Source organism: Sphingobium fuliginis (genome assembly GCF_004152845.1).
Classification (GTDB): domain Bacteria; phylum Pseudomonadota; class Alphaproteobacteria; order Sphingomonadales; family Sphingomonadaceae; genus Sphingobium; species Sphingobium fuliginis.
The window spans coordinates 674,898-689,598 of the sequence record NZ_SEON01000001.1 but is presented as its reverse complement, the minus strand read 5'-3'; the positions used below and the strand labels follow the sequence as shown (position 1 = coordinate 689,598).

Here is a 14,701-nt window from a genome sequence, read left to right as displayed (position 1 = left end):
GGTCGATGACAGCACCATCATGGCACGACTCGATGCCGTTAGGTGGGGGGCCGTCCACCTCATCACTGCCCTCACCGGAGCACTACCAAAATCCTAGCCCTGCAAGCCTTGTATTCCCTGTCCGATCAGGCGACCGAATTTCAGATCAAGGGTAACCGGAGCGATACATCCGCAACACTGCTGTGTTGAGCCAAGCTGCGCGTTCAGGCGTAGCACTTTCGGTGTAGCAGCGCAGTTCCGGCGCATTGCCGCTGGGGCGCAGATGAATGATGTCGCCGCTGTCGAAGCGGATACGCAGCCCGTCTGTCGTGTCGACAGAGTCGGCAGTCCCCGCGATGCCGCCGAACATGTGCGTCAGGCGCGCTAGGATCGCATTTTGATCGCCCTCCTGCAGATGGGCGATCAGCGCTTGGCTCTGAGCAGTGGGATGATTTTGTAGCCGCTCGCTGAAGGTATAGCGCGCCGGCAATTGGGCCTGAAGCGCTGACAGAGGCAGGCCCTGGTGCCGCGCATCGGACAGCGTGGCGATGATGGGCAACATTGCGTCTCGTGTGAGCAACGCCGCAAGGCGCCTGTTCTCGACATTGATCGCCGAGCCCAGAAGAAAGCCGCCATTGGCTTCATAGCCGCAGACCGTGGCCTGCCCCTCGGCGCTCAGGGCGTTCATCGCTTCGATGACGAAGGGCGATCCGATGCGGGTACGGCGCACCATATCGAACAGACCCGACAATTCGACCGCGCTGTTGCAGCTGACCGGCGTTGCGACCGCCTTAATACGAAGCGCCCGGGCGCATAATATGCCCAATATATCGCCGCGGATCCATGCGCCGCTCTCGTCAGCCAGTAATGGCCGATCCGAATCCCCGTCCGTTGAGAGAATGGCGTCAAGCTGCAGTTCTGCGGCCCATTGACGGGCAAGCGCCTGGTCTTCCGGTCGGACGGCCTCGGTATCGACCGGAATGAAGCTTTCCGATCGGCCAAGCTGATGAACTTCTCCCCCCAATTGTTTGACCAGCTCCGCCAGAATGTCGCGACCGACGGCTGAATGTTCGTAGATTCCGAGTTTCAGCCCCTCTAGCGCCCTCGGTCCGAAGGCATCGACATAGCGGGAGATATAGGCGGTCGCGACGTCGATGAGCGGATCGAGCGGGGCAGCCTCCCGCAACATGTCCTGATCATCGAATATGTTGGGAAGAACGACGTCCTGGGCACGGATTCCCAGTTCGTCCGACTTCAGCACCTCGCCATCGGCGCGGTTGAACTTGATGCCGTTGCGGTCGTCAGGGATATGACTTCCTGTCACCATCAGCGACGCGATCTTTCGCTCAAAGCCATAGGCCGCCACGGCAGGGGTGGGAACGAAGCCGCAAAAGTCGACCCGCCCGCCCTTATGGCGAATCGCGGCGGCGCAGGCGGCCATGATGCGCGGGGAAGAGGGGCGCAGATCGCCGGCGATCGCCACATGGCCTCCCGGCGCGAACTGCCCGATATCCTCCAGATGCTGCAAAAATCCGCAGGTATAGGCGAAGCAAATCCGGTCTGTCATCGCGCTGACAAGGCCGCGCGCTCCGCTGGTGCCAAAGGCGACGCTTGATTGTGTCATCAGGTCGGCGATCGAGATAGGCTGGATCATATTTTTATTAGCCTGCGGAAAAGGGGGCGGGCGGCGCTTAGGCGAGGGTGACGGACACCGCGGCTTTGAGCGCTTCGGTCACCTTGCGGACCTTCTGGGATTCGCCCCGACGCAGGATCATGACCTCGCCCTGGGAAACGACGACGATCAGATCGTCGACATCGACCAGCGTGACTCGCGGGCCGTCGCTGTTGACGAGGCAATTTTGAGCGCCCAGTAGAAGCGCTTCGCCCCGAACGGCGTTATTGTCCGTGTCTCTGGCACTGACGCTGTGCAGGGAATCCCAGCTGCCTACATCCGACCAACCCATATTGACCGGTACGCACGCCACGCGGGCCTCCCGTTCCATGATCGCATAATCGACGGAGTCCGAAGGACAGGCGGCAAAGGCCTGTGGGTCGGGGGCGATATGCAAGCCATTCCGCTCTGCCCCTTCCAGCGAAGCCTTTACCGCCGCGAGCATGTCGGGCTGATGGCGCTCCAAGGCAGCCAGATAGGCGTCAGCGCGAAACATGAAGATGCCGGCATTCCAGGCATGATTGCCCTCGGCCAGCATTTCAGCGGCGCGATCTGCATTGGGCTTTTCGACGAAGCGTACGACTTCATGGATCATGTCGCCGCAGGTCTCGCCCATTTTGATATAGCCATAGCCAGTTTCCGGGGCATCGGGCGTGATGCCGAAGGTGACAAACCAGCCTTTCGCCACCAGCGGCAATGCGCGAGCGATGGCTGTGTGAAAGGAGGGCAGGTCGGCGATCGTGTGATCGCTCGGCATGACAAGCATAGCATTGCTTGCTGGCGTTTCTAGCGCCGCGAGCGCAATAGCAGGAGCCGTGTTACGGCCGAAGGGTTCGAGCAGGATGAGATAATCCTTGACCCCGGCAAGAGTAATCTGCTCCTCGATGAGGCTCGCATGAGCGGCATTGGCTACCACGATTGGGGGGGCGAGCGGCGCAGTGCTAAAGCCTTCGATCCGTTTGATCGTAAGCTGAAGCATAGTTTCATCCGCGGTTAGCGGAAGGAGTTGCTTTGGATGCGCCGGTGTTGAGACCGGCCAAAGTCGCGTACCGGAACCGCCGGACAGAATTACCGGCACAATTTTTAGGGATCTGTTGGCCATCACTCACATCAATTAAGAAAAGACAGATATTGAGAGTCCGATCCGACCATCGCGTGAACCGACCCAGCTTGGGGCTTCATGCGAGGAAAGGTCCGATTTGCCAAGTCGATTTTCAAATGGTCGGCGCTTAGGCTGCCGCTCCTAGGCCAGCGCAGGGCACGCTTGCCATTCACCGCGGCAATCCGGTACTGCATTACAGCGGCGTCAATTGAGTTTGTTTATAGCTTCACGCATGTGGTCGACACTGACGCTGGAGTAGCGCTGCACCATCCGGAGCGATTTCCAACCGCCCATGTTCATGATGGTGATGAGGTCGATCCCGGCCATGACGCAGTGGGACGCCCAGTGGTGGCGCCAGTCATGGACGGTGAAATCCTCTATCTCGGCACGCCTGCAAGCGCTGGCGTGCTGGTTCCTGATCGGGTTGCCGCCGGGGATCTTCGCCTTGCGGGTGTCGGAATAGGGCTTGCCCAACCGGTTGAGGAAAACATGCCCCTTTGTCGGCTGCCCTCGCTTCTCCCAGATCGGACGCAAGACGTCCATGACGCGGGGATGCATCGGCACGGACCGGATGACGGCATTCTTGCTGTGGTTAAGCCGGATCGATCCTTGCTCCATATCGACGCCCTCGACACCCCACACGAGCTGCAATGCCGTCTGGATGCGTGGGCCATGGAAGGCGAGCAGGGTGATGATCGGCTGTATGTGTGGTGAGTAGGCCTCGATCAGCCGGTCGCGGTCTTCCCTGCTGAGAAAGCGCACCCGTTCATTGTCGAACGGGATGGCCTTGATGCGCAAGGGCGGAAGGTCGTGCAGGTCGTAATGGACATTGATGGCCGCCTGGAACACTGAGCGATAGCGATCCTGGCCCGCCGGATCGTGCCCGGTCAGATAGGCGCGACGAAAATGTTCCCACGCCTGCTTGGGCTCGCGCAGGGAAAAGTCGCCGATCAATCCGTTGAGCTTGCCGATGCGCAGGACATCGGACGGGCAGGGGGGCTTCGCCTTTGTCAGGTAGCTTTCAAACGCGTCAGCTATTTTGCCTTGCGCCACGATCGCGGCGGGGCCGAACATCAGCTGGTGGCGCAGCTTCGTCTCGTATTCCGCCATCAGGTGCGATGCAGCATCGCGGTCACTCGTTCCTGTACTGAATTCCTTGACGGTGATCCGCTTGCGGCCGAGCGCGATTGTTCCCCTGATATAGTAAATCCCGTTTTTCCCACGGATACGGAAGGAGAGCATGTGATCTTCTCCAAGAGCAGCTGATATTGTGACTCTGTCGCGCGCGTCTTTCCGCACGCATGGAGGTAAGGCACGCCGTATTTGTCGAAGGTACGCCGCATCCATTTTGCCGGATGGGTACTCGTCATGCCGAGCCGCGATAGAATGTCATATGGTGTGAGAAGAGCGACGGCGGGACCGCGAGCGACTGCACGACGCACCAATTCCTCGCCCTCGGTGCCGGAGGTCGGGCCGCCTTTAGTCCCGACAGGCAGGCCTGCGGACTGCCCGTCACCGCTGCGTCGCTTGCGCTCCGTAGCTCGCGTCGTTCCAGCGGTGTACCCCTGATGAAGGACCGCCGCATCGGTTGAGCCAACCGCTGGGTAGAAAGCGTCATTTTTAGCCATGTCGATGCACGCTCGGTGCTATTGGGTAACTTGGCGACAGCTTGCATGAGCAAAGCGGTTTAGAAGATTGCGGGACAGCGTCTCCCAACATCAGTATCATGGCCGATCTCAACTCTCGCTCTCCGAGCTTGGATTGTCCGTGTTCGTCAGGATTTTTGATCGCCAGCGGCATGTTTGTACTACGGTTGAGCACCGGGATCATGACTGCCTCTGGCATGCGTCATCAAGCGACCAGAACATCGGGTTTTTGAGCCAGTCATTGACGGCGGATTCCTGCCATCCCTTGCTGCGGTTCGCGACGTGGATCTGTGGTGGAAAAGTCCCGCGCGCTACTTTCCTGTAGAGCGTCGCCCGGCTGAGACCGGTGCGGTCCAGCACAGCACTGATAGGAAGAATGCGATCAGGCTGCTGTGAGCTCATGACAGATTCCTGTAGCTTGGACGGGGTTTTTGTGCGCTTGGGCTCCAGGATTGTGGGTCTCTGGTATCGGGTCAAGTGTTCGAGACAACACACCTTTTCGGCAATGTGGCCATGGACGGCCATGGGCGTCCATGCCTCGCCACGACGTGGGTGAAATAATTTTTTCCTCATCAGTCCAAGCCCGCTGCGGCTTGGCTGACGAGACTTTCTGCGATGGCAGGTGAAGGGAGCGAAAGTCGGACGGTCCAGAGCGGCCGGGTGATTCGGAGTTCAGATGGCGCGCGGTCGCCAAGCTGCCGTCGCGGCATTGGTGGGCGGTATGCCGCCGCGATAAAGCGGGTATGCAGACATCGCTTGACCACCACCGACATCCGCAGCAAGAGTTCCCCGCATTACCGCTTGAATTCGGCGATGGCCCGCCTATCCCTCGGCATATGATGTTCTCATGGCCTTCTTCAGGAAGTCGGATAAGCCGTAAGTTATTTTGCTTTGGATGATTTAAGGACGCCTCGCTTTTCGGGCCGCGCTCTATTCCGCTTCGCTCCACCGAGCCAGCTTCGCCTGTCTCGGCCCTGACGGGTGCTGATCGCTCACGCGCGATCCGGGCGGATCGCAGGCGGACATCGCCTGGGCAGCGATGGCGTTGGCCGGTTCGGCCAGGCGGTGTGGGCGGTCGCTTCCCTCTAGGCCCGTCGCGGCGGGCGGCAAGCCGGCCATTGGCGCGGCTCCTTCACTTGTCGTTGCGGTCCGTTCGGATGCAGCCCGCCGCTTGTCCGGGCCTGCCGGTGCGCTCTTGCCGCCTACCCCGCCTTCCGGGGCCGGGTATGTGCAAGAGGAGTAAAAGTCATGGAACTCAAGCATATCGACATTGCCTGCCTCTCGGTCTCACCCGCCAATATGCGGGGCGTGAAGAAGGCGCCGGACCTGACTAACATTCTGCCCTCCGTTCGGGCGCGGGGCGTGCTGGTGCCGCTGATCGTGCGGCAGAATGGGTCGCCCACCACCTATAAGATCGTGGCGGGCAAGCGGCGCTATCATGCCGCGCTGATCGTGGCGCAGGAGGAGGGGAGCGTCGACCCCTTGCGCTGCGCGATCATGGAAGCGGGCGACGACGCAGCGGCGCTGGAAGCATCGTTGATCGAGAATATCGCCCGGCTCGATCCCGATGAGGTGACGCGCTGGGAGACCTTCACCCGGCTGGTCAAGGAGGGACGGTCGCCCGAGGATATTTCGCTGACCTTCGGCCTCACCGCATTGCAGGTGAAGCGGACGCTGGCACTGGGCAATCTTCTGCCCCGCATCCGCAATCTCTATCGCAGCGACACGATCGATGCCGTCACCGTTCGGCATCTGACCTTGGCGTCGAAGGCGCGGCAGCGCGAATGGCTGGCGCTGCTGGACGATGAGGATGCCCGCCCGCCCATGGGGCATCATGTGAAATCATGGCTGCTCGGTGGCTGTGCCATCGCGACGGACAAGGCGCTGTTCGACCCGGCGGATTACAAGGGCGGGATCTTGGCTGACCTGTTTGGCGACCACAGCTATTTCGCCGATGCCGACCTCTTCTGGCAGATGCAGGAGGCTGCGATTGCCGAGAAGGTCGAGGCACTGCGCGACGCTGGGTGGCAGGACATTGCCGTCATGGCGAGGGGCGAGTTGTTCCACAGTTGGGAGCATGAGCGTTGCCCCAAGGCGAAGGGTGGGCGCGTTTATGTGACGATGGGGTATGGCGGCGACGTCAGTTTCCATGAGGGCTATATCACCCTCAAGGAGGCGCGGAAGCTGGAACAGGGCGGCAGCGTGACGAAAGCGGTTCGCCCCGAACTGTCCGCGCCGCTGGCCAGCTATATCGACCTGCATCGTCATGCCGCCGTGCGGGCCAAGGTCGCGGCTGCGCCTGCCATCGCCCTGCGGCTGATGGTTGCCCACTCCATTGCCGGTTCTTCGTTGTGGCGGGTCGACGTTGCCTCTCAGCGCGGGGCGACCGATGCAATCAGCGAGAGCGTCGAGAATTGCAGGTCGGAGGCCGATTTCGACAAGGAGCGGCGGATCGCGCTCGACCTGCTGGGTCTCGATCCCGACACGCCGACCGTGACGGGTGCGGGTTTTGATAGGGAATTGATCCCGCTTTATCTGCGGCTGCTCGAGCTTGATGATGCCATGGTGCTGGGCATCCTCGCTATCGTCATGGGCGAGACGCTGGAAGCGGGATCGGCGCTGATCGAGCTGCTGGGCGTTCAGCTTGAGGTGGACATGGCGTCATGCTGGCAGGCGGACGACGCACTGCTCGACCTGATCCGCGACCGGGAGGTGATGGGCCATGTCCTTGCCGATGTGGCGGGGAAGGAAGCCGCAACCGCCAATTCCGGAGCGACCGCCAAGGTGCAGCGGCAGATTGTGCGGGATTGTCTGGCCGGGGCCAATGGTCGGGAGAAGCGCGATGGCTGGGTGCCGCGCTGGATGGTCTTTCCGCCGTCCGCCTATACCGATCGGGGCGGCGTCGGTAGCGCCGAGCGGTGGGGGACGGTGGCTCCACTTCTGGAGGCGCAGGATGTGGGCGAGCCGGAACAGGTTGAACCGGAAGGCGCAGAGGTCGGCGAAGAACATGATGACCCGGTCGAGGATGAACCTGCCCAGCAAGCCGCTTGATTGAGACGATGGCAGGCGGCGGTCATCCGTCGTCTGCCTCTTTGCGGAACGTGTCAGTCAATACCCCTTTCGGGGGTAGTTTTTGACATCTGGCGTCATCCTAGTGTGCGAGGTTGGCTAGGTCAGCGGCGGCGCGTCATGGCTGATGTGCCTCATGATCCCGATGTCTGGTTGAATGGATGCAGAGCGCTGCGGTAGGCAGCGCGAAGTTTCTGGCTGCGGTCATCGCGCGGGGCGCGATGGCGTCTGTTTGATGTCTTGTCGGCCTCCGGCGCGGCGGGGGTGGGCGTCGCTGCCCTCTAGTCCCACCGCGGCGAGCCGCAAGTCGGGGCGCCGCCCCAACTCCTCCACTGCGTTGCGGCCCTTCGGGTGCGGCCCGCCTCGATCGGTGGGACTGCCGGTCCGCTCCTGCCGCCCACCCCCGCCGTTCCGGCGGCCGGTGCGATGCGGGAAGGAGGAAGGAAATGGGGTATCAGGATAAGGGACGGACCGGCGCTACTCTCTATAGTGAGGTGACGGATCGGATCATCGCCCAGATCGAGGAAGGCACTTTGCCATGGGTGCGGCCATGGGATGATGGCAGGGCGGCATTGGGGCTTCCCCGCAACGCCGGGACCGGCAGGCGTTACTCGGGGATTAATGTGCTGATCTTGTGGAGCCGCCTGTTCGAGGAGGGGTACGGGTCGCAGCGCTGGCTGACCTACGCCCAGGCGCAGGCCATGGGCGGCAATGTCCGCAAGGGGGAACGGGGGACCACTGTTTGCTATGCGGATCGGTTCACGCCCAAGGAGGGCGACAACGCACCGACCGGGCCGGATGGCGAGCCGCGACAGATTGCTTTCCTGAAGCGCTTCACCGTGTTCAACATCGACCAGTGCGATGGATTGGGCGACCGAGCCATGGCCGCCGTCACGACATGGAATGAGGCGCTGACCCTTCCCGTTGCGCAAACGCTGATCGAGGCGACGGGGGCGGACATACGGATCGGCGGCGGGGAAGCCTATTACGCCCCGCAGGATGACTTTATCCGCGTGCCCCGGCCCGAACATTTCCATGAGCCGATCAACTGGTATCGCACAGCGCTCCATGAGTTGGGGCACTGGACCGGGCATCGCTCGCGCCTCAATCGTCTGCCCGATACCGGCTTTGGCAGTCCCGCCTATGCGCGGGAGGAACTGGTGGCCGAAATGGCCAGCGCCTTCCTGTGCGCGGAATTGGGCATCGTGCCGACCGTGCGCCATGCCGACTATCTGGGCGCATGGCTGTCCGTCCTGCGCGAGGACAGCAAGGCGATCTTTCGCGCCGCCAGTCAGGCCAGCAAGGCGGCCGACTATCTGCTGGCTTTCCGGGCAGAGGAAAATCACGAGACGGAAGAGCAGCAGGAGGAAGCGGCATGACCCACGATCCCCATTCCGCCGAGCGGCAGCGCTACCGCGCCGCGCTGGCAGGGCTTCCCGCCATCCCCCGGATCGTCTTCCTGCTGCATAGCCTCGATTGCCTGAACTATGAGCAGATCGCCTTCCGCATCGGGGAGGATGTGGGCGCGGTGGAGCGGCACTTCGCCACCGCGCTCAAGCATCTGGTGCGGGAGATAGACGGGCCTTTCCCATGAACCGCCATTTTGGCGACAGTCTCCCGGCCGCGCCCGTTCATCTTCATTTGGTGGACGGGCGCTCTTTGGCTAGGAGGGGGACGATGCGCACCGACCTCGACCATCTGCCAGCCTCCAAGCAGCGCGAACTGGAGCGCGTGGTGCAGATCATCTTCGAGGAGTTCGGGGACGCCAACAATCTGGCGACCGGCAAGCGCAAGGCGGGCCGCATCCACAAGATCATCCTCTACGGCAGCTATGCGCGGGGCGGATGGGTCGACGAGCCGCACACCGCCAAGGGCTACAAGTCCGACTATGACTTGCTCATCATCGTCAACCAGAAGGAACTCACCGACCGGGTCCAATATTGGGAGAAGACCGACGAGCGGCTGATGCGCGAACTGGCCATTACCCAGACGCTCAAGACGCCGGTGAACTTCATCGTCCACACCTTGCAGGAGGTGAATGATGGGCTGGCGCATGGCCGCTATTTCTTCATGGACGTCGCCGGCGAGGGGATCGCGCTCTACCAAGCCGACGCCAGCGAACTCCACAAGCCGAGGCCGAAAACGCCAGCGCAAGCGCTGGCGATGGCGAAAGAATATTTTGAGGAGTGGATGCCATCGGCCGGAGGATTTCAGCGGAACGCCGGTTATGCTGTGCGAGACGGCGACAAGAAACTTGCCGCCTTCCTATATCATCAGGCCGCCGAACGGCTGTATCACGCGGTGCTATTGGTAACGACCTTTCATACCCCTCACGTCCACAATCTGGGCTTCCTCCGCACCCAAGCCGAGCGTCTCGATTTCCGTCTGTTCAACGTCTGGCCGCGTGCCACGCGGGCAGAACGGGCAATGTTCGAAAAGCTGAAGGACGCCTATGTGAAGGCGCGCTATTCCAAACATTACACCATCAGCGAGGAAGAGCTGGCCTGGCTCGGCACCCAGGTCGAGGAGCTGGGCCGCGTCGTCCATATCGTCTGTAGCGAGAAGATCGCCGCCCTTGAGGCTGCCCTCTAGCCGGTGACGAAATTCTTGAGCGCCCGCAGGTCGCGGGTGATCCACTTGGCATCTCGCGCGAACATCTCATCATCCATGCCGGGCTGACGAAACAGCGTCAGCATCACCTCAGCCCCGTTGCCATTCTGGATGACGCGAAGGGGGACATGGATTTCCTTGCCATCCCCGGTGTCGACGAAATGATCCATCACGCCATAGCCGTTATGTGGCGTGAAGCGGATCGAGATCGGCCCCTCTGGACCATCGGCGAGCCACTTCCCACCTTCCTGCCGCAGGTCGGATTCAGCGAGCCCCGATGCCCATTTGGGGAAGAGCTCCGGTCGCCAGATCGCTTCGTAGAGCGCCTGCCAGTCGCGGTTGATCGATATGCTATAGGTGCGCGCCGGCAGCATGGCGCCGGTCCTCTTTCTGGTTCGATTATCGATAGCGGGTAGCGCCGTTGGGCGGCGCTGTCACCGACAGGCCGGATGGTCCGCCCATCGAAATTCAAATGCGGGCGCAGCGGCGGGGCGCTGCGAAGTATCCGACGCACGGCCAAGGCCGAGTGTAATGCACCTTACGCACGGGTGCTGCGTCGATTTATTGATAAATTTCAATTAGATATAGCCGAATAAGCTTATTCGGCGGATCACAAAATCCGAATAATCTTATTCGGCCGGCGCGTCATTCATGGGCATAGGTCATTGTTCATAAACGATAAAATCGGGCGAATAGGGTTATTGGCCGAGACAGAAAGCGGCCCGTTCCCAGCTGGCTTAGATGAGCGTGGGCCGGCTTATCGAGCATGCGCAATATAGTGCGCAATGGGCAATGAAATGCCCAATGCGCACTTCATTGCCTCCCCTCTGTTCATGCGCATCGGCGCGCTGATATCTCCATCCATCCGTGGCGGCCGCACCTGAACAAAGGAACTGACATGCCCGTGATCACCATCCAACTTGAAGGAGAGCTGCACCGCCGCCTCAAGCGCCGTGCCGCTACCGCCAATCTTTCCATCTCCGCTCTCGTCCGTCCCCTGATCGAGGATGTCGCCATCGGTCGCGGCGGCTACACCGGCCAGGATGAACTGATGGGCATCGCGATCCAGACCTACGCCCTGGTCGCGGAAATGGTCGCCGACCGGTCGCCGCAATTGCTCGCGCGGGGGACGGCCAACGCCCGCCTGCTGATGCGCGACCGGGGGCTGCTCGACCCTTCCGAAGACCCGCTGTCTGATGTCGGGCGCGGCGGCTTCCGCGGCGAGGAGGATGGACAATGAGCATCTTCCGCAACGACACATTGGGCTCCATGACCCGCGGCGGTCAGGCCATCGTTCACAATCTGCGGATGACGATGCAGGTCATCCGTCAGACCGGCATCGCCTGTCTGATCGTCTGGATCATGCTCACTGGCTGGGCGCTTCTGGAATGGGTGCCGGCCTATACGCAATATCTGCTGAAGCGGATCGGAGAGGCCTGGTTTCAGGTCTATGTGGTGGGCAGTCCATCGAGCGCCATCCAGTTCATGACGCCAGGTGGCTTTCGCTACTGGACCCGGGCCGATGCGATCCTCCAGTCGAACGCCGCCCGAAAGGCGCTGGCCGAGGGACAGGAATATCTCATCTTCTACGGCAGCGGCGCCGCGCTCATCGCGTTCGGTATCATGCTGTCCGTCTGGTATTATTTCACCAAGTCCGGTCGGCATATCGGCTCCAATCAGTTCCTGCGTGGGGCGAGCTTCGCCAAGGCGCGAGAGTTGCGGCGGCGCTTGCGGCGGCTACCCAAGGGTTGCCTCAAGGTCGGCGGCATCCAGATTCCGGCCGCCTATGAGCCGGAGCATCTGCTGCTGAGCGGCGCCCCCGGAACGGGGAAGACCAACATCCTCCACGTCATGCTTGAGGGTATCCGCAAGGAGGGCAAGCGCGCGATCGTCTATGACACGGCGGGCAGCTTCGTCGAACGCTTCTTCCGCCCGGGCAAGGACATCATCCTCAATCCCTTCGATAGTCGATCGTCGCAATGGGCGCCCTGGATGGATGCCCCTATCGACTATCATTACGACCAGATCGCGGAATCGGTCGTGCCCGACAGCGGCAAGGATCCTTTCTGGGCGAAGTCGGCGCGCGGCACGCTGGTCGCGGTCATGCGCGGCTTGAAGGAGCAGAACCGGATGCTGATTTCGGTGATGCTCGACGTCATCACCCGTTCGGGGCTCAAGAGCCTGGCCGAATTTGTGGAGGGTTCCGACGGCGCCGCTTTCATATCGCAGGAAGGGGAGAGGACGTCGGCTGGTATCCAGGCCGAACTCGCCTCCGTCCTGCGCGGCTTTCGTTATCTTGACGACACGAGAGCTGGTCTCTCCATCCGCCGGTGGGTGACTAATGAGGAGGATGATGGCTGGCTGTTCATCACCGTCAAAGCCGATCAGCTGCCGACCTTGCGCCCGCTGATCACCATGTGGCTCGACATCGCCATCAACGCGATCATGAGCATGACGCCTGACCAGCAACGGCGGCTCTACTGCGTCATCGACGAGCTGCCTTCGCTGCAACGCTTGCCGTCGCTTTCGGATTTCCTGGCCCGTGCCCGCAAATATGGTGGCTGCGGCATCCTGGGGTTCCAATCCTATCCCCAGCTTGAGGCGACCTATGGTCGGCAGGAGGCGGCGGCGCTGACCGGCTATTGCTCCACCTGGGTTGCGCTGCGGGCTAATGACGAACCCACCGCGCGGCATATTTCCAGCAATCTGGGGCAGGTCGAGCAGGTCGAAGCCAATGAGGGCATGTCCTATGGCGTCAATGACATGCGCGACGGGGTCAGCCTCTCGCGGACACAGGTTACGCGGCCGCTGGTCTTGCCGACCGAGATTGTCAACCTGCCCAATCTGACCGGCTATCTGCGGTTCGGGCGTGACCTTCCGGTGATCCGGTTCACCGACCGCTATCATCCCGCAAAGGCGGATCAGCCCGCCTATGTCGATCGGACGGAGCCGACGGTTCGGCTTGATCCGATAGCGTCGGAAACCATCGATCCAACCGCTGCCAACGCTCCAGACGATGCCGACAGTCCCAATGCAACCAACGGCCGCCATCGTCACGCGGACATAAGCTTGATCGGGCCACGAAGCGGCGCAGACGGCGGTGCCATCTGGCAGCAGAGTCGGCCCAATGGGCCATTCGGACCCGCCAATCCGGCCTGATTTTCACCCTATCGCTATCAAAAGGAATTTCTCATGCGTCGTGTCACACGGAATTTTGTCGAGCCCAGATCATTGCCTTTAGAGGAGCCTCAAGCTCCAGAGGATCATATGATCGCGCCGATCAGCGTCCGCATTGGGACCGCAGTCAGGATGACCGGGATCGGGCGGTCAAAGCTCTATGAGCTGATCCGGCAAGGGGCGATCGATGTGGTCAAGATCGGTTCGGCCACGCTCATTCCGGTCGCCAGTCTGCATCGGTTGCTGGAGCGAAATCGGAGGTGAGAGGGAAAGGCAAGCGGGTAGCTCGCTTCAACCGATTCAACAGACTATGAGAGCGAGTAGCCTGTCGCGGCTTTTCTACCGGCGATGCTCGTAGCTTTTCTTGAAGCCGCCCGAGCGTTTTACCGCCGCGCGCCGGAAAGGGCTGAAGTCTTGCTGAAATGCAAAATTGTGGCCACATGTCCTCATAGCTAAATCGCATGCAGGGTAGTGGCCTGCCGCTTCGCAATATTTTGCTAAGGTCGTTACTATATGCGACAAAGATCGAGCTCGGGGGCTGAAAATGGAATTCAAGAATGAGTTAGCGCGTGCGACATTTGCACCTCAGCGGCTGGCTTCTTTCTGTGTGTGCTGCGGATCAGAAGACTTGGCCGCTTCGCCTGCTATCTTGATGCCTTTCGTTGCCGATCGGGCATTTGGATGGAGGCCTGTTATCATCGACGATAGCTGGGGATTGAAAACGATCCAAAATGGAAATGCCTATTCAATATGTAAGACGCTAAGGTGCCGTAGGTGCGGGCACCTTTTCTGCGACATTAGATTTTCAGACGAAGAGATGAATTCCATCTATTCGGGTTACCGTGAAGAAGCCTATGTGAGTTTGCGAGATTATTACGAGCCTGGCTATCGTGAGCGGAATAATAGATTGTCCCAATCTATTACCTACAAAGGTTACATAGAGGATTTTCTATCGGCCTTCGTCAAAGATCCGTTGACCATCTTGGACTGGGGCGGTGACACCGGAGCGAACACGCCCTTCGAGAAGCGGCGCGTTAGTTTGGACATATTCGATATAAGCGGCAAGGCGGTCGAGGGAGATGCGAGGGTTGTCACTCGCGAAGAGGCGACATCATCAAAATATCGCTTGATAGTTTGTGCACAAATTCTCGAGCATATTCCCTATCCATCGGATGTCTTGCGCATAGTTCGCGAAGCAATGGATAAAGAATCTGTCCTTTACATCGAGGTTCCTTATGAAGAAGTGATGCGTACCGGCATGGAAAATAAAGAAAATAAAAAACGACACTGGCATGAACATGTGAATTTTTATTCGCAATCATCCATGGATGCTCTGTTGGAAAATTGCGGATTTGACATTTTGAAAAGGAATAAACTTGTAACCGAAGTCGCCGGATCTGAAGTGCATATCCTGCAAGTGGCATGTCGGCTGGCGTAATTGCTGTT

13 protein-coding genes and 1 pseudogene are annotated in these 14,701 nt (G+C 60.5%); 9 read left to right on the top strand and 5 right to left on the bottom strand.

From position 1 onward, the window contains the following. Window positions 1-45: 45 nt before the first annotated feature. Window positions 46-162, top strand: a pseudogene (locus EWH10_RS22210) (IS5/IS1182 family transposase); the annotation flags it as partial. Here the strand turns inward: EWH10_RS22210 and EWH10_RS03525 are convergent. The 4 genes from EWH10_RS03525 to EWH10_RS03510 form a co-directional block, all read right to left on the bottom strand. Further along, window positions 146-1,633: a phosphomannomutase gene (locus EWH10_RS03525; RefSeq protein WP_188453283.1), complete on the bottom strand. Its 1,488-nt coding sequence runs from the start codon at window positions 1,631-1,633 to the stop codon at window positions 146-148. The pseudogene EWH10_RS22210 and the gene EWH10_RS03525 overlap by 17 nt on opposite strands. 37 nt (window positions 1,634-1,670) lie before the next feature. Continuing rightward, on the bottom strand, window positions 1,671-2,753 hold the full coding sequence (locus EWH10_RS03520) for a mannose-1-phosphate guanylyltransferase/mannose-6-phosphate isomerase (protein WP_130029814.1): 1,083 nt from the start codon (window positions 2,751-2,753) through the stop codon (window positions 1,671-1,673). Between the two features lie 204 nt (window positions 2,754-2,957). Further along, window positions 2,958-3,995, bottom strand: coding sequence for a tyrosine-type recombinase/integrase (locus EWH10_RS03515; protein ID WP_130029813.1), 1,038 nt, complete (start codon window positions 3,993-3,995; stop codon window positions 2,958-2,960). 584 nt (window positions 3,996-4,579) lie between these two features. Further along, window positions 4,580-4,801: a helix-turn-helix transcriptional regulator gene (locus tag EWH10_RS03510; protein ID WP_130029812.1), complete on the bottom strand. Its 222-nt coding sequence runs from the start codon at window positions 4,799-4,801 to the stop codon at window positions 4,580-4,582. 846 nt (window positions 4,802-5,647) lie between these two features. Here EWH10_RS03510 and EWH10_RS03505 point away from each other — a divergent pair. The 4 genes from EWH10_RS03505 to EWH10_RS03490 all read left to right on the top strand — a co-directional run bounded on the left by EWH10_RS03505 (window position 5,648) and on the right by EWH10_RS03490 (window position 10,060). Beyond that, complete coding sequence (locus EWH10_RS03505; protein WP_130029811.1) at window positions 5,648-7,450, top strand: ParB/RepB/Spo0J family partition protein; 1,803 nt, start codon at window positions 5,648-5,650, stop codon at window positions 7,448-7,450. Between the two features lie 464 nt (window positions 7,451-7,914). Beyond that, a complete protein-coding gene (locus tag EWH10_RS03500; protein ID WP_130029810.1) occupies window positions 7,915-8,847 on the top strand; it encodes an ArdC family protein in 933 nt (310 codons plus the stop codon). Beyond that, window positions 8,844-9,062, top strand: coding sequence for a sigma factor-like helix-turn-helix DNA-binding protein (locus EWH10_RS21640; protein ID WP_165363311.1), 219 nt, complete (start codon window positions 8,844-8,846; stop codon window positions 9,060-9,062). The genes EWH10_RS03500 and EWH10_RS21640 overlap by 4 nt, the downstream gene beginning before the upstream one ends. Before the next feature lie 83 nt (window positions 9,063-9,145). Next, complete coding sequence (locus EWH10_RS03490) at window positions 9,146-10,060, top strand: HEPN domain-containing protein (RefSeq protein WP_130029808.1); 915 nt, start codon at window positions 9,146-9,148, stop codon at window positions 10,058-10,060. Here the strand turns inward: EWH10_RS03490 and EWH10_RS03485 are convergent. Next, complete coding sequence (locus EWH10_RS03485) at window positions 10,057-10,452, bottom strand: polyketide cyclase (RefSeq protein ID WP_130029807.1); 396 nt, start codon at window positions 10,450-10,452, stop codon at window positions 10,057-10,059. The genes EWH10_RS03490 and EWH10_RS03485 overlap by 4 nt on opposite strands. Before the next feature lie 524 nt (window positions 10,453-10,976). Between EWH10_RS03485 and EWH10_RS03480 the strand changes: the two genes are divergently transcribed. The 4 genes from EWH10_RS03480 (at window position 10,977) to EWH10_RS03465 (ending at window position 14,693) form a co-directional block, all read left to right on the top strand. Further along, complete coding sequence (locus tag EWH10_RS03480; protein WP_130029806.1) at window positions 10,977-11,318, top strand: CopG family transcriptional regulator; 342 nt, start codon at window positions 10,977-10,979, stop codon at window positions 11,316-11,318. Further along, entirely contained in the window at window positions 11,315-13,237 is a 1,923-nt protein-coding gene (locus EWH10_RS03475) for a type IV secretion system DNA-binding domain-containing protein (RefSeq protein ID WP_130029805.1), read from the top strand. Before EWH10_RS03480 ends, EWH10_RS03475 begins: the two co-directional genes overlap by 4 nt. Before the next feature lie 108 nt (window positions 13,238-13,345). Further along, entirely contained in the window at window positions 13,346-13,519 is a 174-nt protein-coding gene (locus tag EWH10_RS03470) for a helix-turn-helix domain-containing protein (protein WP_130029804.1), read from the top strand. Between the two features lie 280 nt (window positions 13,520-13,799). Further along, entirely contained in the window at window positions 13,800-14,693 is an 894-nt protein-coding gene (locus EWH10_RS03465; RefSeq protein ID WP_130029803.1) for a class I SAM-dependent methyltransferase, read from the top strand. The last annotated feature ends 8 nt before the right edge of the window (window positions 14,694-14,701 follow it).

What these genes read in the sequence shown, in the direction of transcription:
- EWH10_RS03525 (WP_188453283.1), bottom strand. Translation starts at nt 1,633, where the DNA reads ATGATCCAGCCTATCTCGATCGCCGACCTGATGACACAATCAAGCGTC.
- EWH10_RS03465 (WP_130029803.1), top strand. Translation starts at nt 13,800, where the DNA reads ATGGAATTCAAGAATGAGTTAGCGCGTGCGACATTTGCACCTCAGCGG.
- EWH10_RS03475 (WP_130029805.1), top strand. Translation starts at nt 11,315, where the DNA reads ATGAGCATCTTCCGCAACGACACATTGGGCTCCATGACCCGCGGCGGT.
- EWH10_RS03505 (WP_130029811.1), top strand. Translation starts at nt 5,648, where the DNA reads ATGGAACTCAAGCATATCGACATTGCCTGCCTCTCGGTCTCACCCGCC.
- EWH10_RS21640 (WP_165363311.1), top strand. Translation starts at nt 8,844, where the DNA reads ATGACCCACGATCCCCATTCCGCCGAGCGGCAGCGCTACCGCGCCGCG.
- EWH10_RS03515 (WP_130029813.1), bottom strand. Translation starts at nt 3,995, where the DNA reads ATGCTCTCCTTCCGTATCCGTGGGAAAAACGGGATTTACTATATCAGG.
- EWH10_RS03510 (WP_130029812.1), bottom strand. Translation starts at nt 4,801, where the DNA reads ATGAGCTCACAGCAGCCTGATCGCATTCTTCCTATCAGTGCTGTGCTG.
- EWH10_RS03485 (WP_130029807.1), bottom strand. Translation starts at nt 10,452, where the DNA reads ATGCTGCCGGCGCGCACCTATAGCATATCGATCAACCGCGACTGGCAG.
- EWH10_RS03490 (WP_130029808.1), top strand. Translation starts at nt 9,146, where the DNA reads ATGCGCACCGACCTCGACCATCTGCCAGCCTCCAAGCAGCGCGAACTG.
- EWH10_RS03500 (WP_130029810.1), top strand. Translation starts at nt 7,915, where the DNA reads ATGGGGTATCAGGATAAGGGACGGACCGGCGCTACTCTCTATAGTGAG.
- EWH10_RS03470 (WP_130029804.1), top strand. Translation starts at nt 13,346, where the DNA reads ATGATCGCGCCGATCAGCGTCCGCATTGGGACCGCAGTCAGGATGACC.
- EWH10_RS03480 (WP_130029806.1), top strand. Translation starts at nt 10,977, where the DNA reads ATGCCCGTGATCACCATCCAACTTGAAGGAGAGCTGCACCGCCGCCTC.
- EWH10_RS03520 (WP_130029814.1), bottom strand. Translation starts at nt 2,753, where the DNA reads ATGGCCAACAGATCCCTAAAAATTGTGCCGGTAATTCTGTCCGGCGGT.